At 75.3% G+C, this 16,297-nt stretch carries 14 protein-coding genes; 5 read left to right on the top strand and 9 right to left on the bottom strand.

The genetic code is table 11. From position 1 onward, the window contains the following. Positions 1-30 precede the first annotated feature (30 nt). Together SXIN_RS01015 and SXIN_RS01010 are read left to right on the top strand one after the other, a co-directional pair. Positions 31-660 (top strand): YigZ family protein, encoded by a 630-nt coding sequence (locus SXIN_RS01015; protein ID WP_019708298.1) that lies wholly within the window; start codon positions 31-33, stop codon positions 658-660. A gap of 399 nt (positions 661-1,059) precedes the next feature. Next, positions 1,060-1,872 (top strand): HAD-IA family hydrolase, encoded by an 813-nt coding sequence (locus tag SXIN_RS01010; RefSeq protein WP_019708299.1) that lies wholly within the window; start codon positions 1,060-1,062, stop codon positions 1,870-1,872. Positions 1,873-1,999: 127 nt separating this feature from the next. Here the strand turns inward: SXIN_RS01010 and SXIN_RS01005 are convergent, their stop codons facing one another. Together SXIN_RS01005 and SXIN_RS01000 are read right to left on the bottom strand one after the other, a co-directional pair. Continuing rightward, entirely contained in the window at positions 2,000-2,686 is a 687-nt protein-coding gene (locus SXIN_RS01005) for a DAK2 domain-containing protein (protein WP_095756419.1), read from the bottom strand. Between the two features lie 23 nt (positions 2,687-2,709). Then, positions 2,710-3,708 carry a dihydroxyacetone kinase subunit DhaK gene (locus tag SXIN_RS01000; protein ID WP_095756418.1) on the bottom strand — a complete coding sequence of 333 codons (999 nt, stop codon included), beginning with the start codon at positions 3,706-3,708 and terminating at the stop codon, positions 2,710-2,712. A gap of 285 nt (positions 3,709-3,993) precedes the next feature. On the opposite strand from SXIN_RS01000, the gene SXIN_RS00995 reads away from it, so the two are divergent. Further along, positions 3,994-5,157 carry an exonuclease SbcCD subunit D gene (locus tag SXIN_RS00995; protein ID WP_019708301.1) on the top strand — a complete coding sequence of 388 codons (1,164 nt, stop codon included), beginning with the start codon at positions 3,994-3,996 and terminating at the stop codon, positions 5,155-5,157. Next, positions 5,154-8,165, top strand: a complete 3,012-nt coding sequence (locus SXIN_RS00990) for an AAA family ATPase (protein WP_095756417.1) — start codon at positions 5,154-5,156, stop codon at positions 8,163-8,165. The genes SXIN_RS00995 and SXIN_RS00990 overlap by 4 nt, the downstream gene beginning before the upstream one ends. A gap of 68 nt (positions 8,166-8,233) precedes the next feature. Here SXIN_RS00990 and SXIN_RS00985 read toward each other — a convergent pair whose 3' ends face one another. From SXIN_RS00985 to SXIN_RS00970, 5 genes are all read right to left on the bottom strand, one after another. Next, positions 8,234-8,605 carry a hypothetical protein gene (locus SXIN_RS00985; protein WP_019708304.1) on the bottom strand — a complete coding sequence of 124 codons (372 nt, stop codon included), beginning with the start codon at positions 8,603-8,605 and terminating at the stop codon, positions 8,234-8,236. A gap of 2 nt (positions 8,606-8,607) precedes the next feature. Beyond that, complete coding sequence (locus SXIN_RS00980) at positions 8,608-8,859, bottom strand: hypothetical protein (RefSeq protein WP_019708305.1); 252 nt, start codon at positions 8,857-8,859, stop codon at positions 8,608-8,610. 100 nt (positions 8,860-8,959) lie between these two features. Next, complete coding sequence (locus SXIN_RS32970; protein WP_420341028.1) at positions 8,960-9,364, bottom strand: ATP-grasp domain-containing protein; 405 nt, start codon at positions 9,362-9,364, stop codon at positions 8,960-8,962. Next, positions 9,292-10,980, bottom strand: a complete 1,689-nt coding sequence (locus SXIN_RS00975) for a DUF885 domain-containing protein (RefSeq protein ID WP_019708306.1) — start codon at positions 10,978-10,980, stop codon at positions 9,292-9,294. Before SXIN_RS00975 ends, SXIN_RS32970 begins: the two co-directional genes overlap by 73 nt. Positions 10,981-11,166: 186 nt before the next feature. Further along, positions 11,167-11,640 carry an Lrp/AsnC family transcriptional regulator gene (locus SXIN_RS00970; RefSeq protein ID WP_019708307.1) on the bottom strand — a complete coding sequence of 158 codons (474 nt, stop codon included), beginning with the start codon at positions 11,638-11,640 and terminating at the stop codon, positions 11,167-11,169. 60 nt (positions 11,641-11,700) lie between these two features. Here SXIN_RS00970 and SXIN_RS00965 point away from each other — a divergent pair, with 60 nt between their 5' ends. Further along, the gene (locus tag SXIN_RS00965; protein WP_039820922.1) at positions 11,701-12,897 is read left to right on the top strand and encodes a trans-sulfuration enzyme family protein; all 1,197 of its coding nucleotides are present in this window, start codon (positions 11,701-11,703) and stop codon (positions 12,895-12,897) included. Between the two features lie 69 nt (positions 12,898-12,966). Here the strand turns inward: SXIN_RS00965 and SXIN_RS00960 are convergent, their stop codons facing one another. Continuing rightward, positions 12,967-14,418 carry a GNAT family N-acetyltransferase gene (locus tag SXIN_RS00960; protein WP_095756416.1) on the bottom strand — a complete coding sequence of 484 codons (1,452 nt, stop codon included), beginning with the start codon at positions 14,416-14,418 and terminating at the stop codon, positions 12,967-12,969. Positions 14,419-14,666: 248 nt separating this feature from the next. Beyond that, positions 14,667-16,247 (bottom strand): alkaline phosphatase D family protein, encoded by a 1,581-nt coding sequence (locus SXIN_RS00955; RefSeq protein ID WP_095756415.1) that lies wholly within the window; start codon positions 16,245-16,247, stop codon positions 14,667-14,669. Positions 16,248-16,297: the final 50 nt, after the last annotated feature.

The raw sequence follows: 16,297 nt of genomic DNA, 5'->3' as shown, positions 1-16,297 counted from the left end.
GCACCATTCCCGCGGGCTTAGGCTGACCGGATGGAGGAGCAGCAGTACCGCACGGTGGCGCGCGAGGGCGAACACGAGACCGAGGTCAAGAGGTCCCGTTTCCTCACCACCCTCGCCCCCGTCGCCACCGAGGCGGACGCGCGGGCGGTGATCCGCCGCGTCCGCGAGCGGCACCCGGGCGCCACCCACCACTGCTGGGCCTATGTCATCGGCGCCTCAGGAGCCGTGCAGAAGTCGAGCGACGACGGCGAGCCCGGCGGCACCGCCGGGGTCCCCATGCTGCAGATGCTGCTCCGCCGCGAGGTGCGCGACATCGTCGCCGTCGTCACCCGCTGGTTCGGCGGTGTGCAGCTCGGTGCCGGCGGCCTGATCCGGGCCTACGGCGGCGCGGTCGGGCAGACCCTGGACGTGCTCGGCACCGTCGCCCGGCGGCCGGTGCGGCTGGCCACCGTGACCGTCGACCACCAGCGCGCCGGAAAGCTGGAGAACGATCTGCGGGCGACCGGCCGGACGGTGCGCGAGGTGCGCTACGGCGACCGGGTCCGCATCGAGATCGGCGTGGCGGAGGGGGACCTCGACCGCTTCCGCGGCTGGCTCGCCGACGCCACGGCCGGGGCCGCGGCCCTGGAACTCGGCGGCGTGACGTACGTGGAGGGCTGAGCCCGCCGCCCGGTCCGCGGGCCCGGGCGGCTGCCGGTCCGCGCGGTCCGCACCGTGCCGCCCGTTCCCGGCACCGGGCGGCCTGCAATTTCCTTTTCCTGTGGAATGCTTATCGGACGGTTATTCGAGTATTCCGCCGCGCATAGCCATATCACTTAACCTTATTTAGCCGGAATCAATTGACGCGGTCGCGGTCGGGAATTTACCGTAGTTTTTGCAATGACCTCTCTATTTCATGGGTGACATGACAGAGGCATGGCTGCCCCATTCCGGGGTGTCAGTTCCCCCGAACGCGGTGGCGGCCGACCGCGTGGAAAATCCTTTCTGTTGACCAGGAAAGGTGACAAAGAGACCGGCCGCAGTCCACAAGACCAGACCCCCTCGAAGAAGGTCGGAAAAGTGACAGCAGACCGGATTCTCACCTGGACACCGACGGCCGTCGTCTTCGACTGCGACGGCACCCTGATGGACACCGAAAGGCACTGGCAGGAGGCGCGCCGCCAGGTACTCCGGGAGTACGGAGTCACCCCCGGCGCGGAATTCTCCGAACGTGCGAAAGGAATTCACTACACCGACTGCGGCCGCCTGCTGGCGGAGACCGCGGGACGCCCGGAACTGACCGGGAAGATGACCGACGAGTTGCTGGAAAGTTTCCGGTCGCTAGTCGCCGAGGACCCCGTCACCGCGCCCGGGGCGGTGGAAATGGTGGCGCTGGCCCATGAGTTCGCCCCGCTCGCGGTCGCCAGCAACTGCCCGCGCGATGTCGTCGAGACCTGCCTGGACATGGCGGGGCTGCTGCTCTATTTCGACCATGTCGTCGTGCCGGGGGAGGGGATGCCGCCCAAGCCGGCACCGGACCTCTATCTCTCCGCCGCCGGAGCCTGCGGCGCCGATCCGGCGGAATGCCTGGCGGTCGAGGACTCGCTCTGCGGTATCCGGTCCGCCGTCCGGGCGGGCATGCGGGTCGTCGGGGTCGGTCCGCGTCCCGACGAGGAGTCCGCCGCCCTCGTGGATCTCTGGGTGCCCTCACTCGGGGAGCCCCGCCTCGTCGCCTGGGCGGAGAGCCGCCCCGCGATCCCCGAGGGGACGCCCGGCAGCACGTCGCCGCGGGTCGTACCGCCCCGCGGCTCGTCCCCCGGAGACGCGGCCGCCCCGGCGGCCCGGCCCGGGGAGACCGCTCCCGGAGAGGGCTCCCCCGGAACGGCGCCCTGACCGGCAGGGCGCCGGTGAACCGGCCGCCGTGCCGCGCTCGGCCCCGGCGGACCCGGCCCCGGCTCCGGCCCCGGGTCCGCCGCCCCGCCCTCCGGGAGGCCCGGCGGCGGGGACGGCTTCCGGGCCGTCACCGCGACGGCTGCTCGCGGCCTTCCAGGAACGGGGCCAGCGCACGGACGCCGCCGTCCGCCGAGGCGTAGAAGAGGCCGATGCCCACGGCCCCCGGGTCCGGCACACCGGACACCCGGTCACCGAGGTAGCTGGCCCGCCCCCGCCGTGCCCGGAGCCGCGCGGTGCTCCGCACGCCCTCCCAGGCGCCCCCGGCGGCGCGGACGAGCGCCGTGTCGGGCGGCGCGTCCGGCGGGCAGGCGCCGAGCGCGCGGGCGGCCGGGGCCAGGGCGTCGACCAGCGTCTTGTCCCCGGCCCGGGCCTCGCCGACACGCTGGATGACGGCCAGCCCCTCGCGGGTGCCGGCCGCGAGACCGGAGGTGGTCAGGCCGGGCCCGGCGTCCCGGACGGCGCAGGCCAGTCGCTGGAAGAGCAGGCCGAACAGCGGGCCGCTCGTCCCGCCGACGCTGTCCAGGAAGGCCGTCGCCGTGGTGAGGAGGGGAGCGGAGGCGTCCTCCGGCTCCCCGTCGGCGGCGGCCTCGTCCAGCATCCGCAGCGCGGTCGTCAGCCCGGTGGTGAGGTTGACGCCGAAGTCGCCGTCCCCCGCGCGCTGGTCCAGAGCGGTGAGCTCGGGTTCCGTGGCGCGGACCGACGCGGCGAAGCGCCGTATCCATCCGCCGGTGAAGGCGGCGTCGAAGCTCGTCATGGCATCAGCCCCTGGGATCGTGACTACCGGCGCCAGGCCGGAGTGTGCGCGGGCGCGTCGTACCAGTCGGTGATCGCGTCGTCGGCGAGGAGCAGGGTCAGGGAGAAGCCCCGCATGTCGAGCGCGGTGACGAAATGCCCCACGAGGCTGCGCCGCAGTTCGACGCCCCGGCGGTCCAGGCGGCGGCCGAGCTCCCGCGCCACGGCGTACAGCTCCAGGCCGGTCACCGAGCCCAGGCCGTTGACGAGGGCGATCACCGAATCCCCTCGGCCTGGTGCCAGGGTGCCCAGGAGCGTGTCCGTCATCGTCTCCAGCAGGGCGTCCAGCGGCTCGTGGGCGACCGTGCGGTCCGCCCGTTCGCCGTGGATGCCGACGCCGAACTCCAGCCGTCCCCCGGGGATGTCGAAGGCGGGGCTGCCGTCCGCCGGCGCGGTGTGCGCGGCGGAGGCGACGGCGAGGCTGCGGGAGCGGCCGGTGAGGGAGGTGCCGAGGTCGGCCAGGTCCGCCAGACCGGCCCCGGCGTCCGCGGCCGCGCCCAGGATCTTCTCGATGAGGACGGTCGCCCCGGTGCCGCGGCGGCCCACGGCGATGTCCTCGGACTCCGAGGCGATGTCGTCGTCGATCAGCACCCGGGCGACGGGGATGCCCTCGTCGGCCAGCCGCTCGGCGGCGATACCGAAGTTGATCTTGTCTCCGGTGTAGTTCTTCACCAGGTGCAGGACGCCGTCCCGGCGGGCGACCGCCCGCGAGGCGGCGAAGACCTGCCGGTTGTGGGGCGAGGTGAAGATCATGCCGGGGGTGGCGGCGTCCAGCATGCCGGCCCCGACGAAACCGATGTGCAGCGGCTCGTGCCCGGAACCGCCGCCCGACAGCAGCCCGACCCTCCGGTCCGGGGAACCGCGCAGGGCGCGGACGAATCCGCCCTCGGCGTCGTGCTCGACCAGATCCGGATGCGCCCGGGCGAAGCCCTCGAGCGCGTCGGACACCAGTGATTCGGGTGCTCTCGCGAAGTACGGGGCCATGGCGACTCCTGTGGTGATCACAGCCAGGATGTCCTGACGGTGCCTCCGACTCCCGCTGTCCGACCATCGTGCGGCGGCGGGGGGCCCTCGGCAACTCGTGGGCCCGGGGGGCCGCCGCCACCGGCTCCCGGCGCCGCACCCCTACCACACCGCACGGGCATCCGCCCGTCGGCCGACCCGGTACGGGCGGGGCCACTAGAGTGTCCGGTGCCAATGGGCCGGCCGTGGCGGCCGGTCCGATCGCCGAGGACACGGGGGACAGAAGGTGCGCGTGGGGGCCCCGTTGTGAGATTCCTGCACACCTCCGACTGGCATCTCGGCCGGTCGTTCCACCGGGTGGGACTGCTGGACGCCCAGGCCGCCTTCATCGACCACCTCGTCGGAACGGTCCGGGAGCAGCGGATCGACGCCGTCCTCGTCGCGGGCGACATCCACGACCGGGCCGTACCGCCGCTCGCCGCCGTCGAGTTGTACGACGACGCGCTGCACCGGCTGGCCGCGCTCGGCGTCCCGGTGGTGATGATCTCCGGCAACCACGACTCCGCCCGGCGGCTGGGCGTCGGCGCCGGGCTGATGGAGCGGGCCGGGGTCCACCTCCGTACCGACCCCCGAGGCATCGGCACCCCCGTCCTGCTGTCCGACGAGCACGGCGAGGTCGCCTGCTACGGACTGCCGTACCTCGAACCCGCCCTGGTCCGCGACCTGCTGGGCGCCGGGAAGGCCGGTCACGCCGCCGTCCTCGGCGCCGCCATGGACCGGGTGCGCGCCGACCTCGCCACCCGCCCCGCCGGAACCCGGTCCGTCGTCCTCGCCCACGCGTTCGTCTCCGGCGGAGCGGCCAGCGACAGCGAGCGCGACATCACCGTCGGCGGTGTCGCGGCCGTCCCCGCCGGGGTGTTCGACGGCGTCGACTACGCCGCGCTCGGCCACCTCCACGGCTGCCAGGCCATCACCGAGCGGGTCCGCTACTCCGGTTCCCCGCTCGCCTACTCCTTCTCCGAGGCAGGCCACCGCAAGAGCATGTGGCTCGTCGACCTCGGAGCCGGCGGCCGCCTCACCGCCGAGCGGATCGACTGCCCCGTACCCCGCCCGCTCGCCCGGATCCGCGGCCGGCTCGGCGCACTCCTGGACGACCCCGGGCTGGAGGCGGCGGAGGACGCCTGGGTCGAGGCCACCCTCACCGATCCCGTCCGCCCCCCGGAGCCGATGGCCCGGCTCGGCCGGCGCTTCCCGCACCTCCTCACCCTCGTCTTCGAGCCCGACCGGGCCCTGGACGACCCCCGGGCCTCGTACGCCGAGCGGCTCGGCGGGCGCACCGACCAGCAGATCGCGGAGGACTTCATCGGCCACGTCCGCGGCGGCGGCCCGGACGAGCGCGAACGCGCCGTGCTCCGCGACGCCCTCGACACCGTCCGCGCCGGCGACACCCTCCGCGAGACCGCCCGATGAGGCTCCACCGGCTCCGCGTCAGCGCCTTCGGCCCCTTCGGCGGCACCCACGAGGTCGACTTCGACGAACTGTCCGCCGCCGGGCTCTTCCTGCTGCACGGGCCGACCGGAGCCGGCAAGACCTCCGTCCTCGACGCGGTCTGCTACGCCCTGTACGGCGGTGTGCCCGGCGCCCGCCAGACGAGTCTCCCGGCGCTCCGCAGCGACCACGCCGAACCGGGCACCCCGACGGAGGTCCGGCTCGAACTGACCGCCGGGGGCCGCCGGCTGGAGATCACCCGCAGCCCCGAGCAGCTCCGGCCCAAGAAGCGCGGCACCGGCCACACCAAGGAGAAGGCCCGGACCCTGCTGCGCGAGCTCGGACCGGACGGCTGGAAGGGGCTGAGCCGGTCCCACCAGGAGATCGGCGAGGAGATCCACCAGCTGCTCGGGATGAGCAAGGAGCAGTTCTGCCAGGTCGTGCTGCTCCCGCAGGGCGACTTCGCCCGCTTTCTCCGCGCCGACGCCGAAGCGCGCGGCAAGCTGCTCGGACGCCTCTTCGACACCCGCCGTTTCGCCGCCGTCGAGGAGTACCTCGCCGAGCTGCGGCGCGCCGCCGAGCGCCGGGTGACCGCCGCGGACGAGCAACTGCTCGCCCTCGCCCACCGCATGGCCCAGGCAGCCGGGGAGGCCGCCGGCCCGGCGGACCACCCGCTGCCGGAGGCCGCCCCGGGACAGCCCGGCCTGGCCGCGGCCGTCCTGGAATGGGCCGCCATCGCCCGGACCCACGTCCGGGAGCGGCGGGAGATCGCCGCCTCGGCGGTCCGCGCGGCCGAGGCCGCCCACCGGGCCGCGGAGCGGGACAGCGAGGCCGCCGCCGAACGCGCCCGGCTGCAGCGGCGGCACGCGGACGCCCGCCGGCGCGCCGCGGCGCTGGAGGAGGCCGCGGCCGAGCGAGCCGAGGTGCGGGCCCGGCTCGACCGGGCGCGGGTGGCCGCACGGGTCGTCCCGGCACTGGAACTCCGCGACGCGGCCGGGCGGGAGCACCGGGCCGCGAGCGAGACGGAGCAGCGGCTGCGGCGGGCGCTGCCCCCCGGCCGGGCGGAGGCCGGCGCGGACCGGCTCGCCGCCCTCGAACGGGAACGCCGGGAGGAACTCGGCCGGCTCGACGCCGCACGGCGCGCCGAACACCGGGCCGCCGAGATCATCCGGGAACAGCGGACACTCGACCGGGAGGCCGAGGCCGACGACGAGGCGCTGGCCGAGACGGACGGCTGGCTCCGCGCCTGGGAGAGCACCCGGGACGCCCACCGGCAGCGGATCGACGCGGCGCGCGAGGCCCTCACCCGCGCCGAGACCCTGCGCGCCGAGACCGGACCGGCCGAACGCCGGCTCGACGCCGCCCGGCGCCGCGACGACCTCACCGGCCGGACCGGGGCCGCCCGGGAACGGCTCCGGGAGCTCCGCGACCGCGCCGGCGACGCCCGGCAGCGGTGGCTCGACCTCCGGGAGCGCCGGCTGCTCGGCATCGCCGCCGAGCTCGCGACCCGGCTGGCACCGGGCGAGGAGTGCGCGGTCTGCGGCTCCACCGAGCACCCCCGGCCCGCTTCGCGGACGGAGGACCACGTCGGCCGGGCCGAGGAGGAGACGGCGCACACCGCGTACCGCACGGCCGACGGCCTCCGGGAGGAGGCCGAACGGGAGCTGCGGTCCCTCACCGACGCACTCGCCGCCGCCACCGCCGAGGCGGACGGAGCCGCCACCGAAGGGCTCCGGGAGACCGTCGAACGGCTGCGCCGCGAACACGCCGGGGCCCGCGCCGAGGCCGCCGGCCTGCCCGCCGCCCAGGAAGCCTTCGAAGGGGCGGAGCGGGAACGGGAACGCCGGCTGGCCGAGCAGCGGGACACCGAACGGCGCGCCGCCGCCCGCGCCTCCCGGCGGGAGTCGCTCGCGGCCGAACTGGCAGGCCTGCAAGAGGAGTTGACGCGGGCGCGGGGAGACGCCGGGAGTGTCGCCGAACGCGCCGCCGCCCTGGAGCGGGAGACCGCCGCACTGGCCGGGGCCGCCGAGGCCGTCCGTGCCGCCGAGAGCGCGGCGCACCGGCTGAAGGAGGCCGACGCCCGGCTCGCCGACGCCGCCTACGGGGCCGGCTTCGACACCCCGGCCGCGGCCGCCGCGGCCGCGCTCGGCGACGACCGCCGCCGGGAACTCCAGCACCGCCTGGACGCCTGGCAGGCCGAGACCGTCGCCGTGGCCGCCGAACTCGCCGACCCGGAGGTCGCCGGGGCCGCCGGGCTGCCGCCCGCCGACCCCGGTGCCGCCCGCGCCGCCCGGGAGGCCGCCACCGCGCGGCTGCGCGCCGCGTCCGCCGCCGAGGCCGAGTCGGAACGCCGCCGCACCGAACTGGACCGGCTCTCCGCCCAGACCCTCGACGGCGCGCGGCGGCTCGCGCCGCTCCGCCGGGACTACGAGCGGGTCGCGCGGCTCGCCGGCCTGGCCGCGGGCACCTCCGCCGAGAACGCCCGCAGGATGCGCCTGGAGTCCTACGTCCTGGCGGCCCGCCTGGAGCAGGTCGCGGCGGCCGCGAGCCTCCGGCTCCAGCGGATGTCGGCCGGGCGCTACACCCTCGTCCACTCCGACGCCCGCGCCTCCGGCCGCGGCCGCTCCGGACTCGGCCTGCACGTCATCGACGCCTGGACGGGACGCGAACGCGACACCGCCACCCTCTCCGGGGGCGAGACCTTCTTCGCCTCGCTCGCCCTCGCCCTGGGGCTGGCCGACGTGGTCACCGACGAGGCGGGCGGTGCCCGTCTCGACACCCTCTTCATCGACGAGGGCTTCGGCAGCCTCGACGAGCAGACCCTCGACGAAGTGCTCGACGTCCTCGACTCCCTCCGGGAACGGGACCGCGCGGTCGGCATCGTCAGCCACGTCCCCGACCTGCGCCGGCGCGTGCCCGCCCAGCTCGAGGTCGTCAAGACCCGCACCGGCTCGGCGGTCCGCCACGACACCTTCGCCGCGGGGGGCTGACGCGCCGCACCGGCCGCACCCGCCGCGGGACCTGCCACGGCGCCCCGGCGCGGAGTGGCCGCGGTGGCTCAGATCCGCCAGGAGCGGATGAGCTCGGCCGCGCCGTAGACCGTGGCGTCGGCCGACTGGAGGTCCTTGACCAGCTCGATCAGCGCGCCGTACGGCGGATCGATGCCCTCGTGCGAGGCGTGCATGTACGCGACCGCGATACCGCAGGCGAACAGCGCGTTCCGCGACGGCAGCGGTTTCAGCTGGACGATGGTGTGGAGCAGGGCGGCGGCGCGCCAGGCCGCGTCGGCGTGCTCGCCGAGGCGGGGCGTGTTGACCCGGTGGCGGGCGACGGCCGCCGCGAGCGCGGAGTAGTCGTCGACGCCGGGATCGGTGGGCAGGATTTCGGTCTGCCGGGCCAGGAGCCAGCGGACGTCGATGAGGAGATCCACGCTCAGGCGGCTCCCCGCCGGGTGCCCCCGGCCCTCGCCGGAGCGTCCTCCGGGAAGGCCTCGTCGAAGGCGTCGGCGTTGTCCACGACGAAGGACCGGAAGATCTGGCCGGCCTCCGACATGGCGCGCCGCCGCGCCAGATCGTCGGTCACGGCCTCGCGCACCAGGGCCTTGAGCGTGACGCCTCTCTCCCGGGCGGCCTCGCGGAGCTCGGCGAGCTCCTCGTCGCTGAAGTCAATGTTGAGTGCGGGCATGCCGCCACGGTACTGCGCCGGTACCCCATTGCACAGAGCCACAGGTCAGGACGGTGCGGACCGGGTACCCGCGGCCCGGACGAGGGCGTGGAACAGCCGCTCACCGCCGGGCGGTCCCGGCAGCCCCCGGCGGCCCCGGCGGCAGGTCGCTCACCTGCCCGTCGCCGGCCTCCACGACGCGCGGGACGCCGTCGGAGCGGAGCGCCGGATCCGTGGACACGAACCGGCACCCGAGCTCCGCCCCGAGCGCCGCCCCGAGCTCCGCCGGCCGCAGCCCGGCGGCGCACGGCGCCGGAGCGGGGCGGACCAGGGTGGTCGCGCCGCCCGGGCCGGAGTCCCGGCAACGGAGAACGGCGGGGGCGGAGCGGCCGGGCGCGGACGTCGCGGGCCCGGCCGCCCCGCCCCCGGGCGCGCCCCCGGCCGCCGTGCCGCTCAGAGCCGGGCCAGCTCCTCCTCCAGGTCGTCCAGGCCCAGTGAGCCCAGCGAAAGGGCGGCCATGTGCCACCGCTTGAGGTCGAAGGCGTCCCCGTGCGCCGCGCGGGCCGCCTCCCGGCCGCGCAGCCAGGCGCGCTCGCCGAGCTTGTAGCCGATGGCCTGGCCGGGCATGCCCAGGTAGCGGATCAGCTCGCTCTCCACGAAGTCCGCCGGGCGCCCGGAGTGCCGCCCGAAGAACTCCTCGGCCAGCTCCGGCGTCCAGTGCTCGCCCGGGTGGAAGGGGGAGTCCGCGGGGATCCGGAGCTCCAGGTGCATCCCGATGTCGATGATCACGCGCACGGCCCGCATCATCTGCGCGTCCAGATAGCCGATGCGGCGCTCCGCGTCGGTCAGGAAGCCCAGCTCGTCCATGAGCCGCTCCGCGTAGAGCGCCCAGCCCTCCGCGTTGGCGCTGACCATGCCGATGGACGCCTGGTAGCGGGAGAGCCGGTCGGCCACGTGGGTCCACTGCGCGAGCTGCAGATGGTGGCCGGGCACGCCCTCGTGGTACCAGGTGGAGACCAGGTCGTAGACCGGGTAGCGGTCCTCGGCCGTGGCCGGGAGCCAGGTCATGCCGGGCCGGGAGAAGTCGGCCGAGGGCTGGGTGTAGTAGGGGGCCGCGGCGCTGCCGGCCGGGGCGATCCGGGACTCCACCCGCTTCACCCGCTCCGCGAGGTCGAAGTGGGTGCCGTCCAGCGCCTCGATGGCCTCGTCCATCAGCTCCTGGAGCCAGTTGCGGGCGGCGTCCACGCCCTCCAGGTGGTGCCCGTGCTCGTCGAGGTGGGCGATGGCCTTCCACGGGTCGTCCGCGGTGCCGGGCAGGATCTTCTCCGCCTCGGCGCGCATCTCGCCGAGCAGCCGGTGGAACTCCGACCAGCCGTAGGCGTACGCCTCGTCCAGGTCGAGGTCGGTGCCGTTGTAGGAGCGGACCCAGCGGGCGTACCGTTCGCGCCCGACGATGTCCGGGCCGCCCTCGACGGCCGGGGCGTAGTGGTCGCGCAGCCAGTCGCGAAGGTCCTCGAAGGCGGCGGTGGCGTGGGCCGCCGCGGAGTCCAGCTCGCTGCGCAGCTCCGCGGGGCCGTCCGCGGCGAACGCGGCGAACCAGCTGCGGTCGGTGCCCACCCAGGTGTCGAGCTGCCCGATGACGGTGGTGACCTGGCGGGGCCCGGCCGGCAGCTGCCGCTTGAGGCCCTCGGCCAGCGCGGCGCGGTAGCCGTCCAGGCAGGCGGGGACGGCCCGCAGGCGCTCGGCGATCCGCGACCAGTCCTCGGTGGTCTCGCTCGGCGTGACGGTGAAGATCGCACGGACGGCCTGCGGCGGCGAGAAGAGGTTGTTGAGGTTGCGCAGGCCCTCGCCCGCGTCGTGGACGGCCAGTTCGGCGGCGAGCCGCTCCCGGAGCAGGCGTGCGCAGCGGCGCTCCGCCTCGTCGTCCGCGCCCGGCCGGGCCTCCGCCTCGGCCAGCCGCTCCAGGGTGGTGCGCGCCAGGGCGGCGACGGCCTCCTGGCCGGCGGGGGAGAAGTCCGGCAGACGGGAGTGGCTCTCGGTGACACCGAGATAGGTGCCCGCGAGGGGGTCCAGTTCGACGAGGGCGTCGACGTAGGAGTCGGCGATCCGGCGGGGCAGCGGGCTGCTGGTGGTATCGGACATGTGGCCATCCTCGTACGGCGGCGGCCGTCCCGTCACCACCATCCGGCGGCATGATGCTGTCGAAAGGTGTCCGATATCCGATACGACAACTTCGGTACGCGGTGTCCGGGGGTCCGGATCCGGCCCTCGGTGCACCTGGCCGCACCGGCCGCACCGGCCGCGGCCCGCGCGTCGCCCGGCCCCGCGTCAGCCGGGAGGCAGCAGCGGCCCGCACTCCCACTGCTGGAACACCAGCCGGGTCTCGACCCGGGCCACCTCCCGGCGGGACGTGAACTCGTCCAGCACCAGCCGCTGCAGATCCGCCGTGTCCGCCACCGCGACCTGGACCAGATAGTCGTCCGGCCCGGTCAGATGGAACAGCGCCCGCGACTCCGGCAGCGCCCGCACCCGTTCGACGAACGGCCCGATCAGCTCCCGGCGGTGCGGGCGCACCTGGACGAGCAGCAGCGCCTCCAGGCCCCGGCCCAGCTTCGCCGGGTCCAGCCGCAGCGCGTTGCCGAGGATCACGCCGCTGCGGCGCAGCCGCGCCACCCGGTCCAGGCAGGTGGAGGGGGCCACGCCCACCTCGGCCGCGAGGTCCCGGTACGTGGTCCGGGCATCGTTCTGCAGCAGCCGCAGAATATGGAGATCCACCGGATCCAGAACCACCGAATCGGACATCGGCCGAACGTAGCACGGCATCCGGCCGCCGGAGCCCGGTGGGTGTTCAGGATGCTGTCCATGGAGACACCCTCCGGGCCCACCCCGCCCGTCCGCCGGTCCCTGTCCACCGAGGCCGTCCACGCCGGCCGCGAAGACCTCGCGGAACTCGGTCTGCACGCGCCGCCGCTCGACCTGTCCACCACCTACCCCTCGTACGACAGCCGGGCCGAGGCCGCCCGGATCGACGACTTCGCCACCACCGGCGCCCGACCCGAGGGCCCGCCGGTCTACGCCCGCCTGGACAACCCGACCACGGCCCGCTTCGAGACGGCCCTCGCCCGGCTGGAGGGCACCGAGAGCGCCGTCGCCTTCGCCAGCGGCATGGCCGCGCTGACCGCCTGCCTCATGGTGCGGAACAGCATGGGCCTGCGCCATGTCGTCGCCGTCCGCCCGCTGTACGGATGCAGCGACCACCTGCTGACCGCCGGGCTCCTCGGCAACGAGGTCACCTGGGTCGACCCGGCCGGCATCGCCGACGCGATCCGCCCGGACACCGGTCTCGTCCTGGTCGAGACCCCCGCCAACCCGACCCTGGCCGAACTCGACCTGGCGGCGGTCGCCCACTCCTGCGGGGCGGTGCCGCTGCTCGCGGACAACACCTTCGCCACGCCCGTGCTCCAGCGGCCCGCCGAGCAGGGCGCGCGGATCGTGCTGCACAGCGCCACCAAGTACCTGGGCGGGCACGGCGACGTGCTCGGCGGTGTCGTGGCCTGCGACGAGGAGTTCGCCCGGAAGCTGCGGCAGGTGCGCTTCGCCACCGGCGGGGTGCTCCATCCGCTGGCCGGATACCTGCTGCTGCGCGGCCTGTCCACGCTGCCGGTACGGGTCCGCGCGGCGTCGGCCACGGCCGCGGAACTGGCGCGGCGGCTGGCGGACGACCCGCGCGTGACACGGGTCCGCTACCCGAAACTGGGCGGCGCGATGGTGGCGTTCGAGACCGCGGGCGACCCGCACGAGGTGATCGCCGGGGTCCGGCTGATCACCCCGGCGGTCAGCCTCGGCAGCGTGGACACCCTCATCCAGCACCCCGCGTCGATCAGCCACCGCATCGTCGACGCGGACGACCGGCACGCCTCGGGCGTGAGCGACCGGCTGCTGCGGATGTCCGTCGGCCTGGAGGACGCCGACGACCTCTGGGCCGACCTCGACCAGGCCCTCGACCGCGCGATGCGGGCCGGGAGCCGGGTTTCCGGCGCCGCCGGCGCGGCCGGCTGACGCCGCAGGACGAAAGCAGGGGCGCCGCCGGGTAGTCGCGGCGCCCCTGCTCTGCCCGGTGCGGTGCGATCAGCGCGTCACCGGCGTGTACGGGCCGTGCGGCGGGCGGCTGTCCGGAGCCTGCTCGCGGGCCGGGGTCCCGGTCCGGGCGAGGCGGGCGGTGATGACGAGCGTGCCCTCCTCGATCTGGTAGTCGAGCGGGAGGCCGAGGCCGCGCATGGCGGCCACCATGCCGGTGTTGCCGGACTGGGTGACGGCGTAGACGCTCTCGCAGCCGGCCTCGCCCGCCAGGGCGACCAGCCGCCGCAGCAGTTCGCCGCCGATGCCCCGGCGCTGCCAGGCGTCCTCGACGAGCAGCGCCACCTCGGTCTCGTCCCCGTCCCACATCAGATGGCCGAGCGCGACCAGCCGGCCGGAGGCCGTCTGCACCGCCAGGGTGCGGCCGAAGCGCGGGCTGAGCAGATGGCCCAGATAGCGGTCGGCGTCCTTGACGGGGCCGTGGTATCGCTTCCGCAGGGTCTCCGGGGAGCAGCGCTCGTGCATGTCGCGGGCGGCCGGGATGTCGGTGGTGTCCGCCCTGCGGACGGTGATCTCGCTGCCGCCCGGCAGCGTCCACACGTCCCGGCCGCGCGGCATCCGCGGGCCGAGCCGCGCGTCGAGCCCGACGAGCGCGCGGGCGCGGGCGAACTCGGCCGGGGTGAACGCCAGATACGGGCGCTCGATGCCGATCGTGCCGCCCGAGGGGTCGCGCAGCCGCATGACGGTCCCCTCCAGGACGCCCTCGGGCGGCACCCCACCCTCGGGCCCGCCTGCCTGCGGGGAGCCGGCGAGCGCCTGCCCCGGCTGCGAGCGGATGGTGCAGCGTCCGAGCAACTCCCGGAGAGCCAGCGGGAGTTCGGCGGCGTCCAGAGCGGTGCGGGTGGCGAGGTTCAGTACCCGGGTGGGGGTGTCGACGAGGTCGTGGGCGTCGGCGCGCTCCGTCCAGATGTCACGGCCGCCGGCCCCGGAGATCTCCCGGCCGAGGTCCGCGGGAGCCAGCTCCGCGGGCGCGCGGAGCAGGAACTCGTCGACGGTGCCCTCGGAGAGCGGGTGCGTCTGCAGGGCGAGGATGTCCACCCCGCGGCGGGCCAGCGCCGTGCACAGGGCGGCGAGGCTCCCCGGAGTGTCCCGCACCGTCGTCCGCACCCGCCACAGGGTGGTGGCGTGGACGGCCGTGCCGCCGCCGCCCTCCGCCCCGGCGCCGGGGCCGGTCACGGCCCCGCTCCCCGCGTCGGCCGGATCACCGGCGGCCCCCGGGGGTGAGTGACCGTGGCGGTGGGACCACCAACTGTGGAAGGCGGCCGTGGCGGCGAGGGCGACCGCCGAGGCGACGAGCAGCACCGGGCCGTCCGGGCCGTGGACGATCAGCTTCGCGATCGAGTCGGCGACCGCGACGGCGGTGAAGAGCGCGGCCAGTTCGACGAGGTCCCGCCGCCAGTGATGGAGGCGGCGGGCGGGCTTCGCGGGTGTCACATCGGTCATGGACCCACCGTGACCTACCGCTGTTGCGTGATCACGAACGTACTGTGACCGCCTGGTTAAGCAGGCTTCCGTAGTCTGTACGCGGATGGCGTGGAAAGCGGTTAACGGGGTGATGTGCGCCATTCGGCGGAGACAACGCGCCGGCTCGCCGCCGGGACGCCGCGGCGCCCCCGCGCGCCTCTCGCCCGTCCCCGTGGGTGCGCACCGGCCCGGCCCGGGGCCGCGCCGGTGCGCACCGGCCGGCAGAGCTACTGCCCCACGAGGCCCGGCCGCAGCACCTTGGTGAAGAGAACCCTGCCGCCCTCCTCGATCAGCCGCACCGTCAGCGCGCCGCTGTCGCCGTCGATCTCCACCTCGCCGTAGTGCTGCCCGCCCTCCAGCGGCGACACGTTGGCGCGGTCGGGCGCCTTCACGAAGACCTGCTCCGGACCGAAGGTGGCGTCCAGGCCGACCGCCGGGAAGCCCCCCGCGTTGAGAGGGCCCGACACGAACTCCCAGAACGGGGCGAAGTCCTGGAAGGCGGCCCGCGACGGCTCGTAGTGGTGCGCGGCGGTGTAGTGCACGTCGGCCGTCAGCCAGACCGTGCCGGTGATCCGGTGGTGCCGGATGTGCCGCAGCAGTTCGGCGATCTGCAGTTCGCGGCCCAGCGGTGCGCCGGGGTCGCCCTGCGCCACGGCCTCGTAGTCGGCGGAGCCGTCCGCCACGACCAGCCCGAGCGGCATGTCCGAGGCGATCACCTTCCACACCGCCCGGGAGCGGGACAGCTCCCGCTTGAGCCAGGCGAGTTGCTCCGCGCCGAGGATGCCCTGCTCCTCCCGCGGCTGCCGCCCGGGGGAGTTGGCGTTCCGGTACGTGCGCATGTCGATGACGAAGACGTCGAGCAGCGGGCCGTGGCGCACCACCCGGTGCAGCCGTCCGTCACCGTCCGGGCGCAGGGTGCGCACCGGGAAGTACTCGGCGAACGCCCGCCGGGAGCGGGCCGCGAGGACGTCCACGCGCTTCTCGGTGTAGCGGTCGTCGGTGAGGATCTCGCCCGGGTACCAGTTGTTGACCACCTCGTGGTCGTCCCACTGGACGAGGGCCGGAACCCGGGCGTTGAAGCGGCGCAGGTTCTCCGCCAGCAGGTTGTAGCGGAACGCGCCGCGGTACTCGTCGAGGGTCTCGGCGACCTTCGACTTCGCCTCCGTGGTGACGTTCCGCCAGACCCGGCCGTCCGGGAGGGTGACCGCCGGCTGGATCGGGCCGTCCGCGTAGATGGTGTCGCCGCTGTTCAGGAAGAAGTCCGGGTCCCGGCGGAGCATCTCGTCGAAGATGGGCAGGCCGCCGCGGTCGGGGTTGATCCCCCAGCCCTGCCCGGCGAGGTCGCCCGACCACAGGAAGCGCACCCCCTGACGGCGGCGGGCCGGGGCCGTGCGGAAGCTGCCGTACACCGGCTCGCCGGTGCGCCGCGGATCATCCGGGTCGGCGAGCAGCACCCGGTAGTGGATCTCCTCGCCGGCCGGAAGCCCCTGCAGCGGTGTGGTGCCCGTGAAGTCCGTGCCGGGACCCAGCAAGGGGCCCGTGCGGCGCCGGACGTTCCGGAACGACTCGGTCGCCGAGGTCTCGACGATCATCCTGGCCGGCCGGTCCGAGCGGACCCACACCAGCCCGGAGGAGGCCGTCACATCACCGGTCTGCACCCCCCACCGTGCGGCCGGCCGCCCCGACCGCGCCTGGGCGGGCGCCGCCACGAGCCCGGCCGCCCCGGGCAGGGCGAGCGCGGCCGACGCGGCCGCGCCCCCTCGCAGAACCGACCGCCGTCCGACGTTGCCCCCGGGTTCCCGCGCCATGTGGTGCCTCCTGTCGTTCCGGTCCGCCCGCCGTCCGGGCGGACGGACGG

The sequence above is a fragment of the Streptomyces xinghaiensis S187 genome, from assembly GCF_000220705.2.
Classification (GTDB): Bacteria; Actinomycetota; Actinomycetes; order Streptomycetales; family Streptomycetaceae; genus Streptomyces; species Streptomyces xinghaiensis.
Note: the sequence above shows the minus strand (reverse complement) of the source record. Positions and strands in the feature narration are given on the sequence as shown.